This is a genomic window from Gordonia neofelifaecis NRRL B-59395 (assembly GCF_000192435.1).
GTDB lineage: Bacteria > Actinomycetota > Actinomycetes > Mycobacteriales > Mycobacteriaceae > Gordonia > Gordonia neofelifaecis.
On the sequence record NZ_AEUD01000006.1, the window covers coordinates 95,302 to 111,313 of the forward strand.

Here is a 16,012-nt window from a genome sequence, read left to right on the forward strand (position 1 = left end):
GAAGGCGGCTCTGCATGATGAAGACCGGGTCGGCGCGACGCGCATTCCTGGCACCGCTCGCGCTCCTCGTAGCGGTCGTGGCGACCGCGTGCAGCGGAAGCGATGGCGGCCCGGCGCCCACCGACAAACCGGTGGTCGTCGCCTCGACCGACGTGTGGGCCTCGGTGGCGAGCGCCGTCGGCGGTGAGCACGCCGAGGTGAGCGCGCTCTACACCTCGCCCGACGGCGACCCGCACGAGTTCGAGCCGTCGAGCGCCGACACCGCGCGCGTCCAGGACGCGAATCTCATCGTGATGAACGGTGACCACTACGACCAGTTCATGGAGGACGCCGCCGCCGACGCGCAGGGCCGCAAGGTGGTGGCCGCCGACGTGCGCGCCGACAAGACGCGCGGTAACGAGCACGTCTTCTACGACCTCGCCGCCGTCTCCGACACCGCGAACGCCATCGCCGAGCAGCTAGCCGCGATCGCCCCGGTCAACGCCGACTACTACCGTGGGCGCGCCGCGGCGTTCGTGACGCAGATCGACGGCCTCCGCGCCTCGCTCACCGACATCAAGCGGAAGCACAACGGCACGCAGGTCGCCTCCACCGAGCCACTGGCCGCCGCGATCCTCACCGACGCGGGGCTCGTCGACATCGCGCCGGAGGGCTTCGTCGACGCCGTCGAGCAGGGTCAGTCGCCGTCGGCCGCCGACCGCGCCAAGTTCGACGATCTGCTGAACCAGCACCGCGCCAAGGCCCTGATCTACAACACCCAGGCCGTCGACCCCAGCACCGAGGCGATCCTCCAGACCGCACGGAAGGCGAAGGTCGCGGTCGTCGACTTCACCGAGACCCTGCCGGCCGGCGTCACCGATTACGTGGTCTGGCAGCGCGGCCAGATCGACGCCCTCGCCAAGGCGCTCGACGCATGACCGGCCCCGACCTCGCCATCGACCCGGTGCTGCGGTTCACCGACGTGGGGCTGTCGTACGGGAACCGCACGCTGTGGAGCGGTCTGAATCTCGACATCGCGCCCGGCGAGTTCGTCGCCGTCCTCGGACCGAACGGCTCGGGCAAGACCTCCCTGCTCCGCGCGATCCTCGGACAGACCACGCTGACCTCGGGTTCGATCACCGCGGACGGGTCCGTCGGCTACGTGCCGCAGCAGCACGCCGAGGACTCCGACACGATGATGCTGCGCGGCCGCGACCTCGTGGGGTTCGGCGTCGACGGCTCACGCTGGGGCATCGGACTGCGCGGGATGTCGCACCGCCGCGCCGCGGTCGACGCCGCACTCGAGCAAGTCGGCGCCGCCCGGTTCGCCGACCGTCCGCTCGGACTGCTCTCCGGCGGCGAGCAGCAGCGTCTGCGGATCGCCCAGGCCCTCACCCGCGATCCCGCGGTCCTGCTGTGCGACGAGCCGCTGGCCAGTCTCGACCTCGCCAGCCAGCAGGTGGTCGTGGATCTGCTCGACGCGCGTCGTCGCCGTGACCGCACCGCCGTCCTATTCGTGACGCACGAGCTGAATCCGGTACTCCCCTTCGTCGACCGCGTCCTCTATCTGGCCGGCGGCTCGTTCCGGATCGGCCCCGTCGAAGATGTGATGAACACTCAGACCCTGACCGAGCTGTACGGCAGCCCCGTGGAGGTGCTGCGGATCGGCGGACGGCTCGTCGTGATCGGCGGCGAGGACGACCACCACTGCGTCACACACCCGTATCCGGGCGACGCGCTCGGCACCGATGCCGGCTTCGTCGTCGCCGGGGAGGATCTGTGACCGCACCGACGACGACTGTGCTCGCCGCCGACATGGGCAACTTCTGGGACTTCTCGCAGACCGCCGATCTGCTGTCCCGCGGATTCGTCCAGCAGTCGATGCTCGCAATCGCCCTGCTGGGGCTGATCGGCGGCCTCCTCGGACCGATGATCGTCGCCCGGCAGATGAGCTTCGCGGTGCACGGCGCGTCGGAGCTGTCGTTCACCGGTGCCGCGGCCGCCCTGCTGGCCGGCGTCGGAGTGAACATCGGCGGCGTGATCGGCGCGGTGATCGCCGCCGCCGTGTTCGGCCTGCTCGGACGCCGAGCACGCGAGCGGGACTCGGTGATCGGCGCCGTGATGGCGTTCGGTCTGGGTCTGGGCGTGCTGTTCCTGAGCCTGTACGGGCGCGTCGGGACCGGGTTCGCGCTGCTGACCGGGCAGGTCGTCAGCGTCGGCCGGGACGGTCTCATCGCGGTGTCGATCACGGCGGTGGTCGTGATCGTGGTCTACGCGATCATCTACCGTCCGCTGCTGTTCGCGAGCCTGGACCCACGCGTGGCAGCGGCCTCCGGTGTTCCGGTCCGACTCCTGTCGGTGGTCTTCGCGATCCTCGTCGGCCTCGCCGCCGCGCAGGGCGTGCAGATCATCGGCGCCCTGCTGGTGATGAGCCTGCTCATCACTCCCGCCGCCGCGGCCGTGCGGCTCTCCGCCAACCCGACGGTCGTGGTGGTTCTCTCGATCGTCTTCGCCGAGATCTCGGCCATCGGCGGCCTGATCCTCTCCCTGGCCCCGGAGCTCCCGATCTCGGTGATGGTCACGACCATCTCGTTCGTGATCTACGTGATCTGCCGGATCGTGGGGATGCGAGCGCGGGACTGAATCAGCCTGGGTGACTGTCGGTTTCGACTCGCTCCGCGCGCTCAACCAGAGGAACGGCGACCACTGCCCTCGCCTACTCCTCCGGAGCGCCCGGGTTGCACCGGGTCGCGATCATCTCGTCCGGGGTGACGACGGGGCGGTTCGGTTCGATGTTCCAGGTCGGCTTGTCCGGCTGGACGATGCGGGCGAAGGTCCAGTGGCAGTCGAACTGCGCCTTCATCCCCGGGGTATCGGCGTTCGGCTCGATCCTCAGCACCTCGCGCCACGCCTCGTCGCCCGCGGTCGGCGACGAGACCTTTCGGCCGTTGGGCGTCGGCGCGATCTGGAGACTCGGCCCGACCTCCGTCTCGGCCCAGGTCGCCGAGGCGATGTACGGCGGCGGGAGCACCGGCGTCGGCGTGAGGTCGGAACTCCCGAGCGTCGTGGACGTCACGGGCATCGGGGCGGACGACGAGGCCGCCGCCGAATCGCTGCCGCCGCCGGAGCAGCCGGCCAGCACACCGGCGGCCGCGCAGACGACGGCGAACGTCGCGAGCCGTCTCATCCCGGCTCACCCAGGTGGACGCGGTCCCATGCCGCGCGGCGGTCGCCGTGCGGATCGAGCTCGATGCGGGTCGGGTCGTCGAGCACCATCACTCGACGGTCGTCGCGCGAATAACGCGGCCAGTCGGGAGCGGGCCGGCCGGTACGGGCGAACCAGCTCCACTTCGACTGCATCGTCGCGGTGATCCGCTTGGTGGAGCCCCAACTGCCCGCGGCGGCCAGACCGACGCCGATCGGATCCCGGTAGGTGCCGAACACCGCGAGCAGTTCGGTCGCGTGCGTGGCGCCGATCCCGCTGGCCCGCAGCAGCAATGGTGCGTAGTCGAACCGGTAGACGTACGTCGGAGCGTGCGCGCTGTGATGACCGGCGAAACGGATGGTCGGCGTCCAGAACGTCGCGTCGGCGGCGATGAGCACATCGCGCCGCTTCACCGGATACAGGCTCTGCAGCAGATCGTGGTCGTCGGTGTCACCGAGGCCGACCAGCGCCTGCTCACTGTCGGGCAGGATGTCCCAGAACCTGGCGAACAGCTCGCCTTCGTCCTTGTTGTTGCCGATGATCGTCGGCACCGACATCGTGTTGCCGTCACGGGCGGCCTCGAGCGGGTGCTGCGGCAGGTACTCGCCGTCGATCACCGGGGCGAACGGAATCGGATCGGTCAGCCGGGCACCGCGGGTGAAGCCGATCAGCTTGTTGCCGGTGCGCAGCAGTTCCTTGGCCGAGGCGCCGGCGAGCACCCGCGCCACGACCGCCGGATCGAGCGGCGGCTCATCGCGCTCGGGGCCCCGGCGTCGGGTCGGATCCATCAGCAGCCGGACGAACTCGTCGGCGAACAGTCGCGCGTTCTCCTTGCTCACCACCAGGTCGGGTGCCGGGCTCTGCGAGATGGCCCCGGCGAACAGGCCTTCCGCGGCCGGTGTCGACAGCAGCGTCAGCACCGCCGAACCGCCCGCGCTCTCGCCGAAGACGGTGACCCGGTCGGGGTCGCCGCCGAACGACGCGATGTTCCGCTTCACCCATTCCAGTCCGGCGACCATGTCCCGCAGTCCGGGGTTGGTGTCGAACCGGCGGTCGTCCGTCGAGTAGTCGCTGAAATCCAGGAAGCCGAACGGACCGAACCGGTAGTTGACCGTCACCACGATCACATCGCGCGCCCGCGCCAGGTACGACCCGTCGTATATCGGCGTCGACGTGCCGCCCAGAATGTACGCGCCGCCGTAGTTGAAGACCATCACCGGGCGCGGCGTCACCGACACGGTCGACGGGGCGAACACGTTCAGGGTCAGGCAGTCCTCGCTGCGCGGTTGGAACCGTCCGGCACCGCGGGCGGTGAAGAGCTTCTCCTGCACCGGCGCCGGACCGTAGTCGTAGCACTCGCGGACACCCGGCCAGGGTGCGACCGGACGCGGTGCGCGCCACCGGTACTGCCCCACCGGGGGCTCGGCGAACGGGATGCCCCGCCAGGAGATGGTGCCGCGCCGCCCACCGCGACCGCGCTTGCCGTCGACCGCGCCGTCGGCGGTCTGAACCACAGTGTCCATTACTGCCATGGCAACGACCCTAGTGTCTGTGCCTGACGCGCAGCCGCATCACTACCATCGAAACCGTGCCAATGCCTTCACGCGTCATCGACCTCAATGCCGACCTCGGCGAAGGCGTCGGCGACGACCCGGCCATGCTCGAACTGGTCACGAGCGCGAACGTCGCCTGCGGCTTCCACGCCGGAACGCCGAGCGAGCTGCTGTCGACGTGCCGTGAGGCGGTCGCCGCCGGCGTCCGGATCGGCGCCCAGGTCTCCTACCCCGACCTCGCCGGATTCGGCCGACGGTTCATGGACGTCGCGCCGGCGGACCTCCTCGCCGACCTGACCTACCAGATCGGCGCACTGCGGGCGCTCGCCGAATCGGTCGGCGGTGCAGTCGAATACGTGAAGCCGCACGGCGCGCTCTACAACGCGATCGTGCACCACACCGTCCAGGCGGGCGCGGTGGTCGACGCCGTCGCATCAGCGGGGCTCCCGCTGATGTGCCTGCCCGGATCGGAAGCCGAGCGGCTCGCGCTCGACGCCGGACTGGGCGTGATCCGGGAGGCCTTCGCCGACCGCGGCTACACCGCTGCGGGCACCCTGGTCCCCCGCTCCGAGCCGGGCGCGTTGGTCACCGACCCGGACGCGGTGGCCGCCCGCGTCGTCGACCTGGTGCAGACGGGGCGGATCCTGGCCGTCGACGGCAGCACGGTCGAGGTCTCGGTCGACTCGGTCTGCCTGCACGGCGACACCCCCGGCGCCGTCGAACACGCCCGCCGTGTCCGCACCGCCCTGGCCGCCGCCGGCATCGGCGTGCGCACCCGGTGAACACCCGCGGGGTCCTCGCAGGCTTCGGCGCCTACGCGATCTGGGGTCTGTTCCCCCTCCTCTTCGATGCGATGCTGCCCGCCGGGCCGTGGGAGATCCTCGCGAACCGGATCCTGTGGACGCTGGTGCTGTGTGTGGCCGCCCTGGCGTTCATGCGCGACTGGTCGTGGATCAAGCCGCTGCGCCGACAATCGCGCCTGCTGGCGGGGGTGACCGCCGCGGCTCTGCTCATCGCAGGCAACTGGATCGTGTACGTGGCCGCGGTGACCTCGGGCCACACCAGCGACGCCGCACTGGGCTACTTCCTGAATCCGCTGGCCACCGTCGCGCTCGGCGTGGTGGTGCTGCGGGAACGACTGCGTCCGCTGCAGTGGGCGGCGGTCGCGGTCGGCGTCGTCGCCGGGGCCTATCTCGCCCTCGCCGCGGGGACGTTTCCCACGACCGCTCTGGCCCTCGCCGGAACGTTCGCGCTGTACGGGCTGGTGAAGAAGAAGGTCGGCGACACGCTGCCCGCCCTCCACAGCCTCTCCCTCGAGACGGCGATCCTCTCGCCCGCCGCCGTCGTGATCCTGGTGGTCGTGGCGTTCACCCCGGCGGGCCTCACCTTCGGCGACGGCGCCGGACACACCGCGCTGCTGATCTTCTCGGGCGCAGCCACCGCCGTGCCGCTGCTGCTGTTCGCCGCCGCGGCACGACGGATCCCCCTGGTCACGATCGGGCTGATTCAGTTCATCACACCGATCATGCAGTTGCTGTGCGCGGTGCTGGTGCTCGGAGAGCAACTGCCGCCCGAACGCTGGATCGGCTTCGGCATCGTCTGGGTGGCGTTGATCCTGCTCGCCACCGACAGCGTGCTCAGAGCTTGGACGAACCGGCCTTCTTCACCTCGCGGGTGACGGCCGCCGACGCCTCACCGGCCAACGACCGCGCCGCTGCGGCCAGCTCACGCGCTTTGCGTCCGATCGCTCCGGGCTCGGCGGGCAGTCCGTCGGCCGGGGTCTGATCGCGGCCGGGATGCATCTCGATGGTCAGGAAGGCCGCGGCGACGGCGAGCACCGTGGCGATCAGCGCGAGTCCGCCGACGACGCCGCTGTCGGACATCTGGACCGCCAGGTACCGAGTCGACAGCAGGAGTCCCGAGAAGGCCGCGGAACCGAACGCGATCACCGCGAGCCGATGCCTCGACCAGCCCAGCTCCGGGCGGGTCAGCGCGGACTCGAGAGTGAGGGTGAAGATCGCTCCCGCGAGCACGTCGATCGCGTAGTGGAAGCCGAAGCCGAGCGTCGCACCGGTGGTGCACACCAGCCAGAACGCGCCGAACGCCTTCGACACCAACGGTCCCCGCCAGCCGTGCAGGAAGATGCACATCGCCCACGCGGTGTGCAGGCTCGGCATGCAGTTACGGGCGACGCCCTGGTTGTAGTACAGCGCGGTCGGATCGCCGATGACCGGCAGTTGCAGGGGCCACACGTCCTGCCAACCGGCGCCCGCGAGCTCGTGCCCGAACGCATACGTGGGCCCGACCACCGGGAACAGGAAGTAGATCAGCGGTCCGATCAGACCGATCAGCAGGAAGGTCCGGACGATGTGGTGCCGTGGGAAGCCGTCGCGCGCACTGTTGCGCAGCTGGAAGAAGGCGATCACCGCGGCCGCGACCGGTAGGTACACGTAGACCTTGCTGAGGACCTCGGTGAGCCACGGCGTGCCGTTGACCACCGAGCCGATGGCCCACGACGGACTGCCGAGGGCCCGGTCCGCCAGCTCGACGTACTCGTCGAAGACGTTCGGGTTGGCCCGGCTCGACAGCACCAGCCACACGTCGCCGACGCGGCCCATCACGATCAGCAGCAACCCGAGGCCGACGGCTTTGAGGGTGCCGGCCTGCTCGGAGCCGCGCAGCCGCCAGCCGGCGAACGCGGCCGTGCCGATCAGCGCGAAGAGGATGCCGTTGCCGACGGTCGGCGCGTTGCCGACGATCAGCCGCTGGATGTTCCAGACGAGCTCGAGTCCGACCGCGGCACCGGCGACGGGCAGCCGCAGTCTTGACGGCATGCACACCAGGGCGAGGAGCATGCCGGCGATCTTGATCTCACCGATCTGCGGACGCCCGACCAGGTCGGTGATGAGCATGTCGAGTGGACCGCGCAGGTGATTCAGACGCGCGACGACCTCGATGAGGATCACGAAGCCGATCAGGAACCCGACGATGAGCGCCCACATCCGGCCCGAGAACTCGATGCGTCGACCCGAACGCAACTGCGCCCACATCGACCGCACAGGACTCCCAGCAAACATTCCTTACACGTTAGTAAACAAATACTGAACGGTAGGAACCGGAGTGACGCAATCGTCATTCAACCGGGCTACGACCGCGACCCGACCGCGGCGATCGTGACCGATCAGCCGATGCGGCGCTGCCTCGCGAACTCCGACAGCACCACACCCGCAGCCACCGACGCGTTCAGGCTCTCGACGTCGCTCGCGATCGGAATCGACAGGATCGAGTCGCAGTTCTCGCGAACCAGCCGTGAGAGTCCCTTGCCCTCCGAGCCGACGACGATCACGGTCGGCCCGGTGCCGTCGTAGTCGTCGAGGGAGACGTCGCCGCCCGCGTCGAGGCCGACGATCTGCGCACCCTTCTTCGCCCAGTCGAGCAGGGTGCGATTGAGATTGGGGGTCGTCGCGACGGGCAGTCGTGCCGCGGCACCCGCACTGGTGCGCCAGGCCACGGCCGTCATGCCCGCACTGCGCCGCTGTGGGATCACCACGCCGTGTCCGCCGAACGCGGCGACGCTGCGGATGACCGCGCCGAGGTTGCGCGGGTCGGTGATGTTGTCGAGGGCGACCAGCAGCGGCGCCGACGATCCGGCGAGCGCATCGGCCATCAGATCCTCCGGGTGCGCGTACTGGTACTCCGGCACCTGCAGCGCGAGGCCCTGGTGGAGCCCGTTCGGCGACATGCGGTCGAGCTCGGGCTTGCCGACCTCGAGGATCGAGATGCCGCGGTCGCCTGCGGTGTGCACCGCCTCCTTGACGCGCTCGTCCGCGTCGATGGTGGTCATCACGTACAACGCGGTCGCGGGAACCTCCGCACGCAGGCACTCGACGACCGGGTTGCGTCCGACGACGTACTCGGGGCCGCCGTCCTCCGACTTGCGGTGCGTACGACGGGTGTTCGACGCCTTCGCGGCGGCCTTGGCCTTCTTGTGCGCCGGGTGGTACGTGCGGTCGACGGCCTTCGGGGTGGCCCCGCGGCCTTCCAGCCCGCGACGGCGCTGTCCGCCGGAGCCGACGACCTGGCCCTTCTTGCTCCCGGTCTTCCGGGTCGCGCCGCGCCGCTGTGAATTTCCGGCCATCAGTGTTCCTTCGATTTGAGCGCCCACTGGGCGCCGTCGGGGGTGTCGGTGACTTCCACGCCTGCCTCGGCGAGCCGGTCGCGGACCTCGTCCGCCGTCGCCCAGTCCTTCGCGGCGCGGGCCTGTGCCCGCCGGTCCAATTCTGCCTTGATCAGCACGTCGAGCGCATCATGCGCCTCGTCGTCGGCGCCGGCCGCGGTCCAGTGCGGGTCCAGTGGGTCGGTTCCGAGGACCGCGGTCATCGCGCGCACCTGCGCGGCGATCGCCAACGCCCGAGCGCCGTCGCCGGCTTCGAGCGCCGTGTTCCCCTCGCGAACCGCGTTGTGCACGGCGGCGAGCGCCGCGGGGACGCCGAGGTCGTCGTCGAGCGCTGCAGCGAAGTCGTCGTTCACCTCGCCGACGTCGACACGGCCGACCCGGTCTGCCACGCGGTGCACGAACGATTCGATCCGGCGGTAGCCGGCCGCGGCCTCGGCCAGGGCGCCCTCCGAGTACTCCAGCATCGAGCGGTAGTGGGCGCTGCCCAGGTAGTAGCGCAGTTCGACGGCACGCACGCGCTCGAGCATCGCCGGAATCGCGACGACGTTGCCGAGCGACTTACTCATCTTCTCGCCGCTCATCGTGACCCAGCCGTTGTGCAGCCAGTACTGCGCGAACCCGTCGCCCGCACCGTGGCTCTGCGCGATCTCGTTCTCATGGTGCGGGAAGATCAGATCCATTCCGCCGCAATGGATGTCGAACTCCGCGCCGAGCAGCGAGGTGGCCATCGCCGAGCACTCCAGATGCCAGCCCGGACGACCGTCGCCCCACGGCGTCGGCCACGCGGGCTCGCCGGGCTTCGCCGCCTTCCAGAGGGTGAAGTCGCGCGGGTCGCGCTTGCCGGTTCCGGCGCTCTCACCCTGATGCACATCCTCGAGCCGGTGCCCGGACAGGCTGCCGTACTCCGGGAGGCTGCGGACGTCGAAGTAGACGTTCCCGTCCGACGAGTACGCGTGACCGCGCTCGATCAGCCGCTGCATGTACTCGACCATCTGGGTGATGAAGCCCGTCGCGCGCGGCTCGGCCGAGGGCGGGAGCACGCCCAGTGCGTCGTAGGCTCGCGTGAACTCGCGCTCGTGGGTGGCCGCCCACTCCCACCAGGGTCGGCCCGCCTCGGCCGCCTTGGTGAGGATCTTGTCGTCGATGTCGGTGACATTGCGGACGAAGAGCACGTCGAGCCCGCGGTAGTCGAGCCAGCGGCGGAGCACGTCGAAAGCGATGCCGCTGCGGACGTGGCCGATGTGCGGAACCCCCTGGACCGTCGCACCGCAGAGGTACACCGAAGCCGTTCCGGGACGCAGGGGAACGAAGTCGCGAACCTCGCGGGTGGCCGAGTCGTAGAGGCGTAGAGTCACGGCCTGCGATTCTACTTGAGCGTCAGCAGCGCTGTGGCCACCGCCGCGATCCCCTCGCCGCGGCCGGTGAGACCCAGCCCGTCGCTGGTGGTGCCCGACACCGAGACCGGTGCCCCGAGCAGATCTGAGAGCACCTGCTGCGCTTCGGCGCGACGCGGTCCGACCTTCGGCCGGTTGCCGACGATCTGCACGGCGGCGTTCACCGGGACGAAGCCCTCCGCGTCGAGCAGTCCGCGCACGTGGGCGAGCATCGCGGCGCCGGTGACCCCGGCCCACTCCGGGCGTCCGACGCCGAAGACCGCGCCGACGTCGCCGAGACCCGCGGCCGACAGCAGTGCGTCACACAGCGCGTGGACACCGACGTCGCCGTCGGAGTGGCCCGAGCAGCCGTCGGCGTCGTCGAACAAGAGGCCGAGCATCCAGCACGGCCGCCCCGCCTCGATCGGATGCACATCGGTGCCGACGCCCACTCGCATATCCATCGCAGTCACTCTTCAACGCTCCTGTGCGGTGATCATTCTGGCGAGCGCCAGGTCGAACGGTGTGGTGACTTTGAACGCCATTGCGTCACCGGGCACCACCCGGACCGGGATGCCGAGCGCCTCGACGAGTCCGGCGTCATCGGTGGCGTCGCCGCTCGAGCGGTGCGCCTCCCGCAGCACGTCGGCCCGGAAACCCTGGGGCGTCTGGACGGCGCGGAGTTCAGCGCGATCGGGAGTGTCGAGCACGATCCCCGCCGGATCGACGCGTTTGAGGGTGTCGGCCACCGGCACCCCGGGAACGACCGCGCGCGCCCCGTCGCGGAGCGCCGCCACCACGGTGGCGAACAGCTCGGGCGGCGTGAGCGCGCGTGCTGCGTCGTGGACGAGGATCAGCTCGGCGTCTCCGGCGGCGGCCAGCCCGGCCCGCACGGAGTCACTGCGCTCCGCACCACCTGCGACGACCACCGCGTCCGGCACGAGGGCCTGCGCACGTTCGCTCAATTCAGCCGGAGCGACGACCACGATCCGGTCGATCACCCCCGACCGACGAGCAGCGTCCGCACTCAGTTCCAGCAGGGTGACGCCGTCGATCTCGACGAACGCCTTCGGAACCGCCTCGCCGAGGCGCGTTCCCATTCCCGCCGCCGGAATCAGCGCGGCGACGTGGAGTTCTGCGGTCAGGACGCTGCGGCCAGGATCTCGTCGAGCATGCTGTCGGCCTTCTCGTCGTTGGTGTGTTGAGCGAGCGAGAGCTCGTCCACCAGCACGCGCCGAGCACGGGTCAGCATCCGCTTCTCACCGGCCGAGAGCCCGCGATCCTGCTCGCGGCGCCAGAGATCGCGCACGATCTCGGCGACCTTGATGATGTCGCCCGAGATCAGCTTCTCCTGGTTCGCTTTGAAGCGGCGAGCCCAGTTCGTCGGCTCCTCCGTATGCGGCGCCCGCAGGACCTGGAAGACCTGATCCAGGCCCTCCTGTCCGACGACGTCACGCACACCCACGTATTCGAGCTTGCTGGACGGAATCTGAACCGTCATGTCACCGTCAGCAACCTTCAGGACCAGGTACTCGATCTCTTCACCCTTGATGGTCCGGATGACGATGTCTTCGACTCGAGCAGCACCGTGATGGGGATAAACAACGGTGTCGCCAACTTTGAAATTCAATGTCCACTGCCCCTTTCGAATGTAACCAGTCTAACACGCCGGGCCCGAGAGCCTTCGCCAACGGTGCAGGTCAACCCGGGTGAAAGCAGGTGAAAGGCGGTATTCGCGCCCCGGCGGAGCCCTTCGGGAAGCGCCGTTGCCCGCCTCGACGGAAACCGGCGGCGTTAAGATCATCAGGGCAATCTGGCGACCCGGCGGAACTTTTCCGGGCCCCGCCCACTACGCTGCGTAGTGAGAGTTCGCATCACCGGCGGACAACGCGACGACCACCCCGGAGGAAATGGTGTCAGTGCTCAATCGGTCCACCCGCCGTCTGGCTTCGGCCGCTGCCGTCGGCGCACTCGGCATCGCCATCGCGCTGGGAACCACCGCCTGCGGTGCGGGCAAGATCTCGCAGACCGCCAATCAGGAGCCCGCCGTCAACGGCGCGGGCGGCACCATCACGCTGACCCCGTCGGACTACAACGGCCAGGAGATGTCCAACGGGTCGATCGCGATCCGCAATGCGCGCGTGGTGTACCCGGTCGCCAAGGCCGACCAGGTGTTCGGCGACGGCGGCCCCTTCGTCATCGCCTTCAGCGTCGCGAACGACAGCGCGACCCGCGTCATCAAGCTGGAGAGCGTCTCGGCCAAGACCGGCAACGTCAAGATGACGCCGCCGACCGCCACCGACGGCCAGGACCCCGCGACGATCCGCCCGACCCAGGGTCTGATCGCCGGCCCGACCGTCGAGGGCGAGGACTCCAGCCACCGGTTCGCGGTCGAGCTGACCAATGCCGGCGACACCGTCGCACCGGGCCTGACCGTCCCGCTGACCTTCAACTTCTCGGTGTACGACCTGAGCGGCAAGCAGATCGAGACCGTGTCCACCACCATCGAGACGCCGGTCGACGCCGGAAACCTCGACGTGCGCTCCAACGTCGGCGATCAGGCTCAGAGCGAAGCGAGCAACTGACCTTCGCGGACACTTCCGACGGCGCCCCGGTCTGTGACCGGGGCGCCGTTCTTGTCGTAGCCGTGGCCTACTGTGACGACGTGATCAGGGGACGGCATGGGTAGGAGTCGGCATGGCTAAGGCGAAATCAGTGTTCCGGTGCTCCGCGTGCGGGCACCAGGTGGCGAAATGGTTCGGTCGCTGTCCGGAGTGCGGCGAATGGGGAACGATCGCCGAATCCGCCCCGGCCGCCGCTGCCGCGCGCACCGGCACCACGTCCGTCGCACCGTCGAGCCCCGCGGTCCGGATCACCGAGGTCGCATCCGACTCCGCGAGCTCGTGCCCGACCGGCATCGCCGAGTTCGACCGCGTCCTCGGGCGCGGGGTGGTTCCCGGCTCCGTGATCCTGCTGGCGGGCGAACCGGGCGTCGGCAAGTCGACGCTGCTGCTCGAGACCGTCAAACACTGGGCGGCGCAGGGCAAGACCGCCCTGTATGTGACCGGCGAGGAGTCGGCCGGTCAGGTCCGGCTTCGCGCCGAACGCACCGCCGCGGTGCACGAGAACATCTACCTCGCCTCCGAGACCGACCTCGCGACGGTTCTCGGCCACGTCGAGGCGGTGGCACCGACGCTGCTGATCGTCGACTCGGTGCAGACCATGGTCGCGACCGGAACCGACGGAGTCACCGGCGGCGTGACACAGATCCGCGCCGTCACCACGGCACTGGTCTCCCTGGCGAAGACCAGCGGTATCGCGGTCATCCTGGTGGGCCACGTGACGAAGGACGGGAACGTCGCCGGCCCCCGTTCACTGGAGCATCTGGTGGACGTGGTGCTGGCGTTCGAGGGCGATCGGCACTCGTCTCTCCGCATGGTTCGCGGCATCAAGAACCGTTTCGGGCCGTCAGACGAGGTGGGCTGCTTCGAGCAGCGAGCCGACGGCATCCATCAGGTCACCGATCCGTCCGGGATCTTCGTCCACCACCACGAATCGGACGTTCCGGGGAGTGCGGCGCTCGTGGCGATGGACGGTCGGCGCGCGATGGTCGGCCAGATCCAGGCGCTGCTCAACGACACCCAGATGACGTCACCACGACGCGCGGTATCCGGACTCGACTCCGCGCGCGTGGCGATGATGCTCGCCGTCGCCGAGAAGCACGCCGGGATCAAGGCCAGCAGCAAGGAGGTCTACGCCTCCACGGTCGGCGGCATGAAGGTGACCGAACCCGCCGCCGACCTGGCGATCTTCCTCGCCCTCTACTCGTCGCACAAGGACGTGGCGGTGCCGTCGTCGACCGTGGCGATCGGCGAAGTCGGCTTGGCGGGCGAGGTGCGCCGAGTGCCATCGGTCGCCCGGCGGGTCGCCGAGGCCAAGCGGCTCGGCTTCCGTCACGCGATCATCCCGGCCGGGTCGGAGGACGAGGAACTGCCGCGCGGAATCCGCATCAGTCGCGTCGCGAATCTGCTGGAGGCGCAGTCCGCGGCGGTCTCACGCCACGACTACGCTCAGGCGCCGTTCTGATGCTGAGAGTGGACCGCGCGTTCGCGGTATCCGGAGAAGTGCTTCTCGAGATCGATCGCGATGAAGAGCGCATGGGCGGCCGCCACAGGATTCGCTGGATCGCCGAGGTGCGCGACGCACCTGGTGTAGACCTTGCGGCGGACGCCGCCGAGGATCTCACCGGTGAAGTGCACGGTCGATCCGAGCGGAATCGGCTTCGCGTAGTCGATCTCCAGATGCCCGGTGACCACCGGCTTGCGCAGGAGCAGCGGCGACGTCCCCATCACCTCGTCGAAAGCGGCCGAGAGCACGCCGCCGTGGATCACTCCGGGACCGCCCTGCATCCAGTCCTCGACCTTCATCGCGGCAGTCACCGTCAGCCCCTCGCCGGCGATCACTTCGATGCGGAGGCCGACGGGCGCCTCGGATCCACAGCCGAAGCACATGCTGTGGTGCAGATCGATCCGGTGACCGGGCGGCGTCGCCTTGGGGTCGCGGATCACAGGTTCGATGTCTGCGGGCAGCACGAATGAGGTCTTCACGTACCGCTACCCTAGTGCAGGTGACCGACACCGATATCGCTGAGCCCAGCCGCAGTGAGCAGATCCGTTCCGCCCTGCGACGAGTGGCGCCGGGCACCGGTCTGCGCGACGGGCTCGAGCGGATCCTGCGCGGCGGGACGGGAGCGTTGATCGTTCTCGGCTACGACGACGACACCGAGCGGATCTGCGATGGCGGCTTCCACCTCGACATCGAGTTCGCACCCACCCGTCTCCGGGAACTGTCGAAGATGGACGGCGCGGTGGTGCTCTCGGGTGACGGCAAGCGCATCGTCCGAGCGAACGTCCAGTTGATGCCGGACCCGACGATCCCGACCGAGGAGTCCGGGACCCGGCATCGCGCCGCCGAGCGCACCGCGATTCAGACCGGCGTGCCGGTGATCTCGGTGAGCTCCTCGATGTCGATCGTGAGCGTCTATGTCGGCGGTCAGCGTCGCGTGGTGGAGAACCCCGACGCGATCCTTTCACGCGCGAACGTCGCGCTGACCACTCTCGAACGCTACAAGTCGCGTCTCGACGAGGTGAGCAGCCAGCTCTCGCGCGCCGAGATCGAGGACTACGTGCTGCTGCGCGACGCGATGAGCGCCGCCCAGCGCATGGAGATGGTCCGCCGAGTGTCGGTGGAGATCGACGAGTACGTGCTGGAGCTCGGCGTCAACGGCAGGCAGGTGTCGTTGCAGTTGGAAGAGCTGATCAACGACAACGACACGATGCGCGAACTCCTGGTGCGCGACTACCACGCCAGCCCCGAACCCGCGGGCACCGAGCAGGTGCGGCAGATCCTCGAAGCCGTCGAATCACTGTCCGATGCCGACCTGCTCGACCTGACGATGGTCGCGGGGGCGTTCGGTTACCCGACGTCGCTCGAGGCACAGGACACGGCGATGAGCCCGCGCGGATACCGACTGCTGGCCCGGATCTCACGCCTGCAGTTCGGGCACATCGACCGGCTGGTCCGGCACTTCGGAACACTGCAGTCACTGCTGGCGAGCAGCGCCGCCGATCTCGAATCGGTGGAGGGCATCGGAAGCATCTGGGCCCGGCACATCCGCGAAGGACTCTCGCGCCTCGCCGAGAGCAGTCTCGAACGCTTCGACTGA

17 protein-coding genes are annotated in these 16,012 nt (G+C 69.3%); 8 read left to right on the forward strand and 9 right to left on the reverse strand.

Going from position 1 to position 16,012, the window contains the following annotated elements:
• Positions 1-14 precede the first annotated feature (14 nt).
• The 3 genes from SCNU_RS08925 to SCNU_RS08935 are packed head-to-tail and all read left to right on the forward strand — an operon-like array spanning position 15 to position 2,622.
• Positions 15-917, forward strand: a complete 903-nt coding sequence (locus tag SCNU_RS08925) for a metal ABC transporter solute-binding protein, Zn/Mn family (RefSeq protein WP_009679036.1) — start codon at positions 15-17, stop codon at positions 915-917.
• A complete protein-coding gene (locus SCNU_RS08930) occupies positions 914-1,762 on the forward strand; it encodes a metal ABC transporter ATP-binding protein (protein WP_009679037.1) in 849 nt (282 codons plus the stop codon). The genes SCNU_RS08925 and SCNU_RS08930 overlap by 4 nt, the downstream gene beginning before the upstream one ends.
• A gap of 32 nt (positions 1,763-1,794) precedes the next feature.
• The gene (locus SCNU_RS08935; protein WP_050792797.1) at positions 1,795-2,622 is read left to right on the forward strand and encodes a metal ABC transporter permease; all 828 of its coding nucleotides are present in this window, start codon (positions 1,795-1,797) and stop codon (positions 2,620-2,622) included.
• Between the two features lie 73 nt (positions 2,623-2,695).
• Here SCNU_RS08935 and SCNU_RS08940 read toward each other — a convergent pair whose 3' ends face one another.
• Both SCNU_RS08940 and SCNU_RS08945 read right to left on the reverse strand, forming a co-directional pair.
• On the reverse strand, positions 2,696-3,166 hold the full coding sequence (locus SCNU_RS08940) for a DUF2599 domain-containing protein (RefSeq protein ID WP_009679039.1): 471 nt from the start codon (positions 3,164-3,166) through the stop codon (positions 2,696-2,698).
• A complete protein-coding gene (locus tag SCNU_RS08945; RefSeq protein ID WP_040518067.1) occupies positions 3,163-4,716 on the reverse strand; it encodes a carboxylesterase/lipase family protein in 1,554 nt (517 codons plus the stop codon). The genes SCNU_RS08940 and SCNU_RS08945 overlap by 4 nt, the downstream gene beginning before the upstream one ends.
• A gap of 62 nt (positions 4,717-4,778) precedes the next feature.
• Between SCNU_RS08945 and SCNU_RS08950 the strand changes: the two genes are divergently transcribed.
• Together SCNU_RS08950 and rarD are read left to right on the forward strand one after the other, a co-directional pair.
• Positions 4,779-5,519, forward strand: a complete 741-nt coding sequence (locus SCNU_RS08950; protein ID WP_009679041.1) for a LamB/YcsF family protein — start codon at positions 4,779-4,781, stop codon at positions 5,517-5,519.
• The gene (rarD, locus tag SCNU_RS08955; protein ID WP_009679042.1) at positions 5,516-6,415 is read left to right on the forward strand and encodes an EamA family transporter RarD; all 900 of its coding nucleotides are present in this window, start codon (positions 5,516-5,518) and stop codon (positions 6,413-6,415) included. Before SCNU_RS08950 ends, rarD begins: the two co-directional genes overlap by 4 nt.
• On the opposite strand, the gene SCNU_RS08960 is transcribed toward rarD, so the two are convergent.
• From SCNU_RS08960 to SCNU_RS08985, 6 genes are all read right to left on the reverse strand, one after another.
• Positions 6,375-7,814, reverse strand: coding sequence for a phosphatase PAP2 family protein (locus SCNU_RS08960; protein ID WP_238526416.1), 1,440 nt, complete (start codon positions 7,812-7,814; stop codon positions 6,375-6,377). The two genes, rarD and SCNU_RS08960, sit on opposite strands and share 41 nt — an antisense overlap.
• A gap of 104 nt (positions 7,815-7,918) precedes the next feature.
• On the reverse strand, positions 7,919-8,875 hold the full coding sequence (gene rlmB / locus SCNU_RS08965) for a 23S rRNA (guanosine(2251)-2'-O)-methyltransferase RlmB (protein ID WP_009679044.1): 957 nt from the start codon (positions 8,873-8,875) through the stop codon (positions 7,919-7,921).
• Positions 8,875-10,269 carry a cysteine--tRNA ligase gene (cysS, locus tag SCNU_RS08970; protein WP_009679045.1) on the reverse strand — a complete coding sequence of 465 codons (1,395 nt, stop codon included), beginning with the start codon at positions 10,267-10,269 and terminating at the stop codon, positions 8,875-8,877. The genes rlmB and cysS overlap by 1 nt, the downstream gene beginning before the upstream one ends.
• Before the next feature lie 11 nt (positions 10,270-10,280).
• Entirely contained in the window at positions 10,281-10,745 is a 465-nt protein-coding gene (ispF, locus tag SCNU_RS08975; RefSeq protein ID WP_040518072.1) for a 2-C-methyl-D-erythritol 2,4-cyclodiphosphate synthase, read from the reverse strand.
• An 18-nt stretch (positions 10,746-10,763) separates the two neighbouring features.
• Complete coding sequence (ispD, locus tag SCNU_RS08980; protein WP_040518074.1) at positions 10,764-11,432, reverse strand: 2-C-methyl-D-erythritol 4-phosphate cytidylyltransferase; 669 nt, start codon at positions 11,430-11,432, stop codon at positions 10,764-10,766.
• Complete coding sequence (locus SCNU_RS08985; RefSeq protein ID WP_009679048.1) at positions 11,429-11,917, reverse strand: CarD family transcriptional regulator; 489 nt, start codon at positions 11,915-11,917, stop codon at positions 11,429-11,431. The genes ispD and SCNU_RS08985 overlap by 4 nt, the downstream gene beginning before the upstream one ends.
• A gap of 280 nt (positions 11,918-12,197) precedes the next feature.
• Between SCNU_RS08985 and SCNU_RS08990 the strand changes: the two genes are divergently transcribed.
• Both SCNU_RS08990 and radA read left to right on the forward strand, forming a co-directional pair.
• Positions 12,198-12,872 (forward strand): copper chaperone PCu(A)C domain-containing protein, encoded by a 675-nt coding sequence (locus SCNU_RS08990; protein ID WP_009679049.1) that lies wholly within the window; start codon positions 12,198-12,200, stop codon positions 12,870-12,872.
• A 112-nt stretch (positions 12,873-12,984) separates the two neighbouring features.
• Positions 12,985-14,373, forward strand: a complete 1,389-nt coding sequence (radA, locus tag SCNU_RS08995) for a DNA repair protein RadA (RefSeq protein WP_040518076.1) — start codon at positions 12,985-12,987, stop codon at positions 14,371-14,373.
• Here the strand turns inward: radA and SCNU_RS09000 are convergent.
• The gene (locus tag SCNU_RS09000; RefSeq protein ID WP_139025909.1) at positions 14,358-14,894 is read right to left on the reverse strand and encodes a PaaI family thioesterase; all 537 of its coding nucleotides are present in this window, start codon (positions 14,892-14,894) and stop codon (positions 14,358-14,360) included. The genes radA and SCNU_RS09000 overlap by 16 nt on opposite strands.
• Between SCNU_RS09000 and disA the strand changes: the two genes are divergently transcribed.
• Positions 14,882-16,012 (forward strand): DNA integrity scanning diadenylate cyclase DisA, encoded by a 1,131-nt coding sequence (gene disA / locus SCNU_RS09005; RefSeq protein ID WP_083812577.1) that lies wholly within the window; start codon positions 14,882-14,884, stop codon positions 16,010-16,012. The genes SCNU_RS09000 and disA overlap by 13 nt on opposite strands.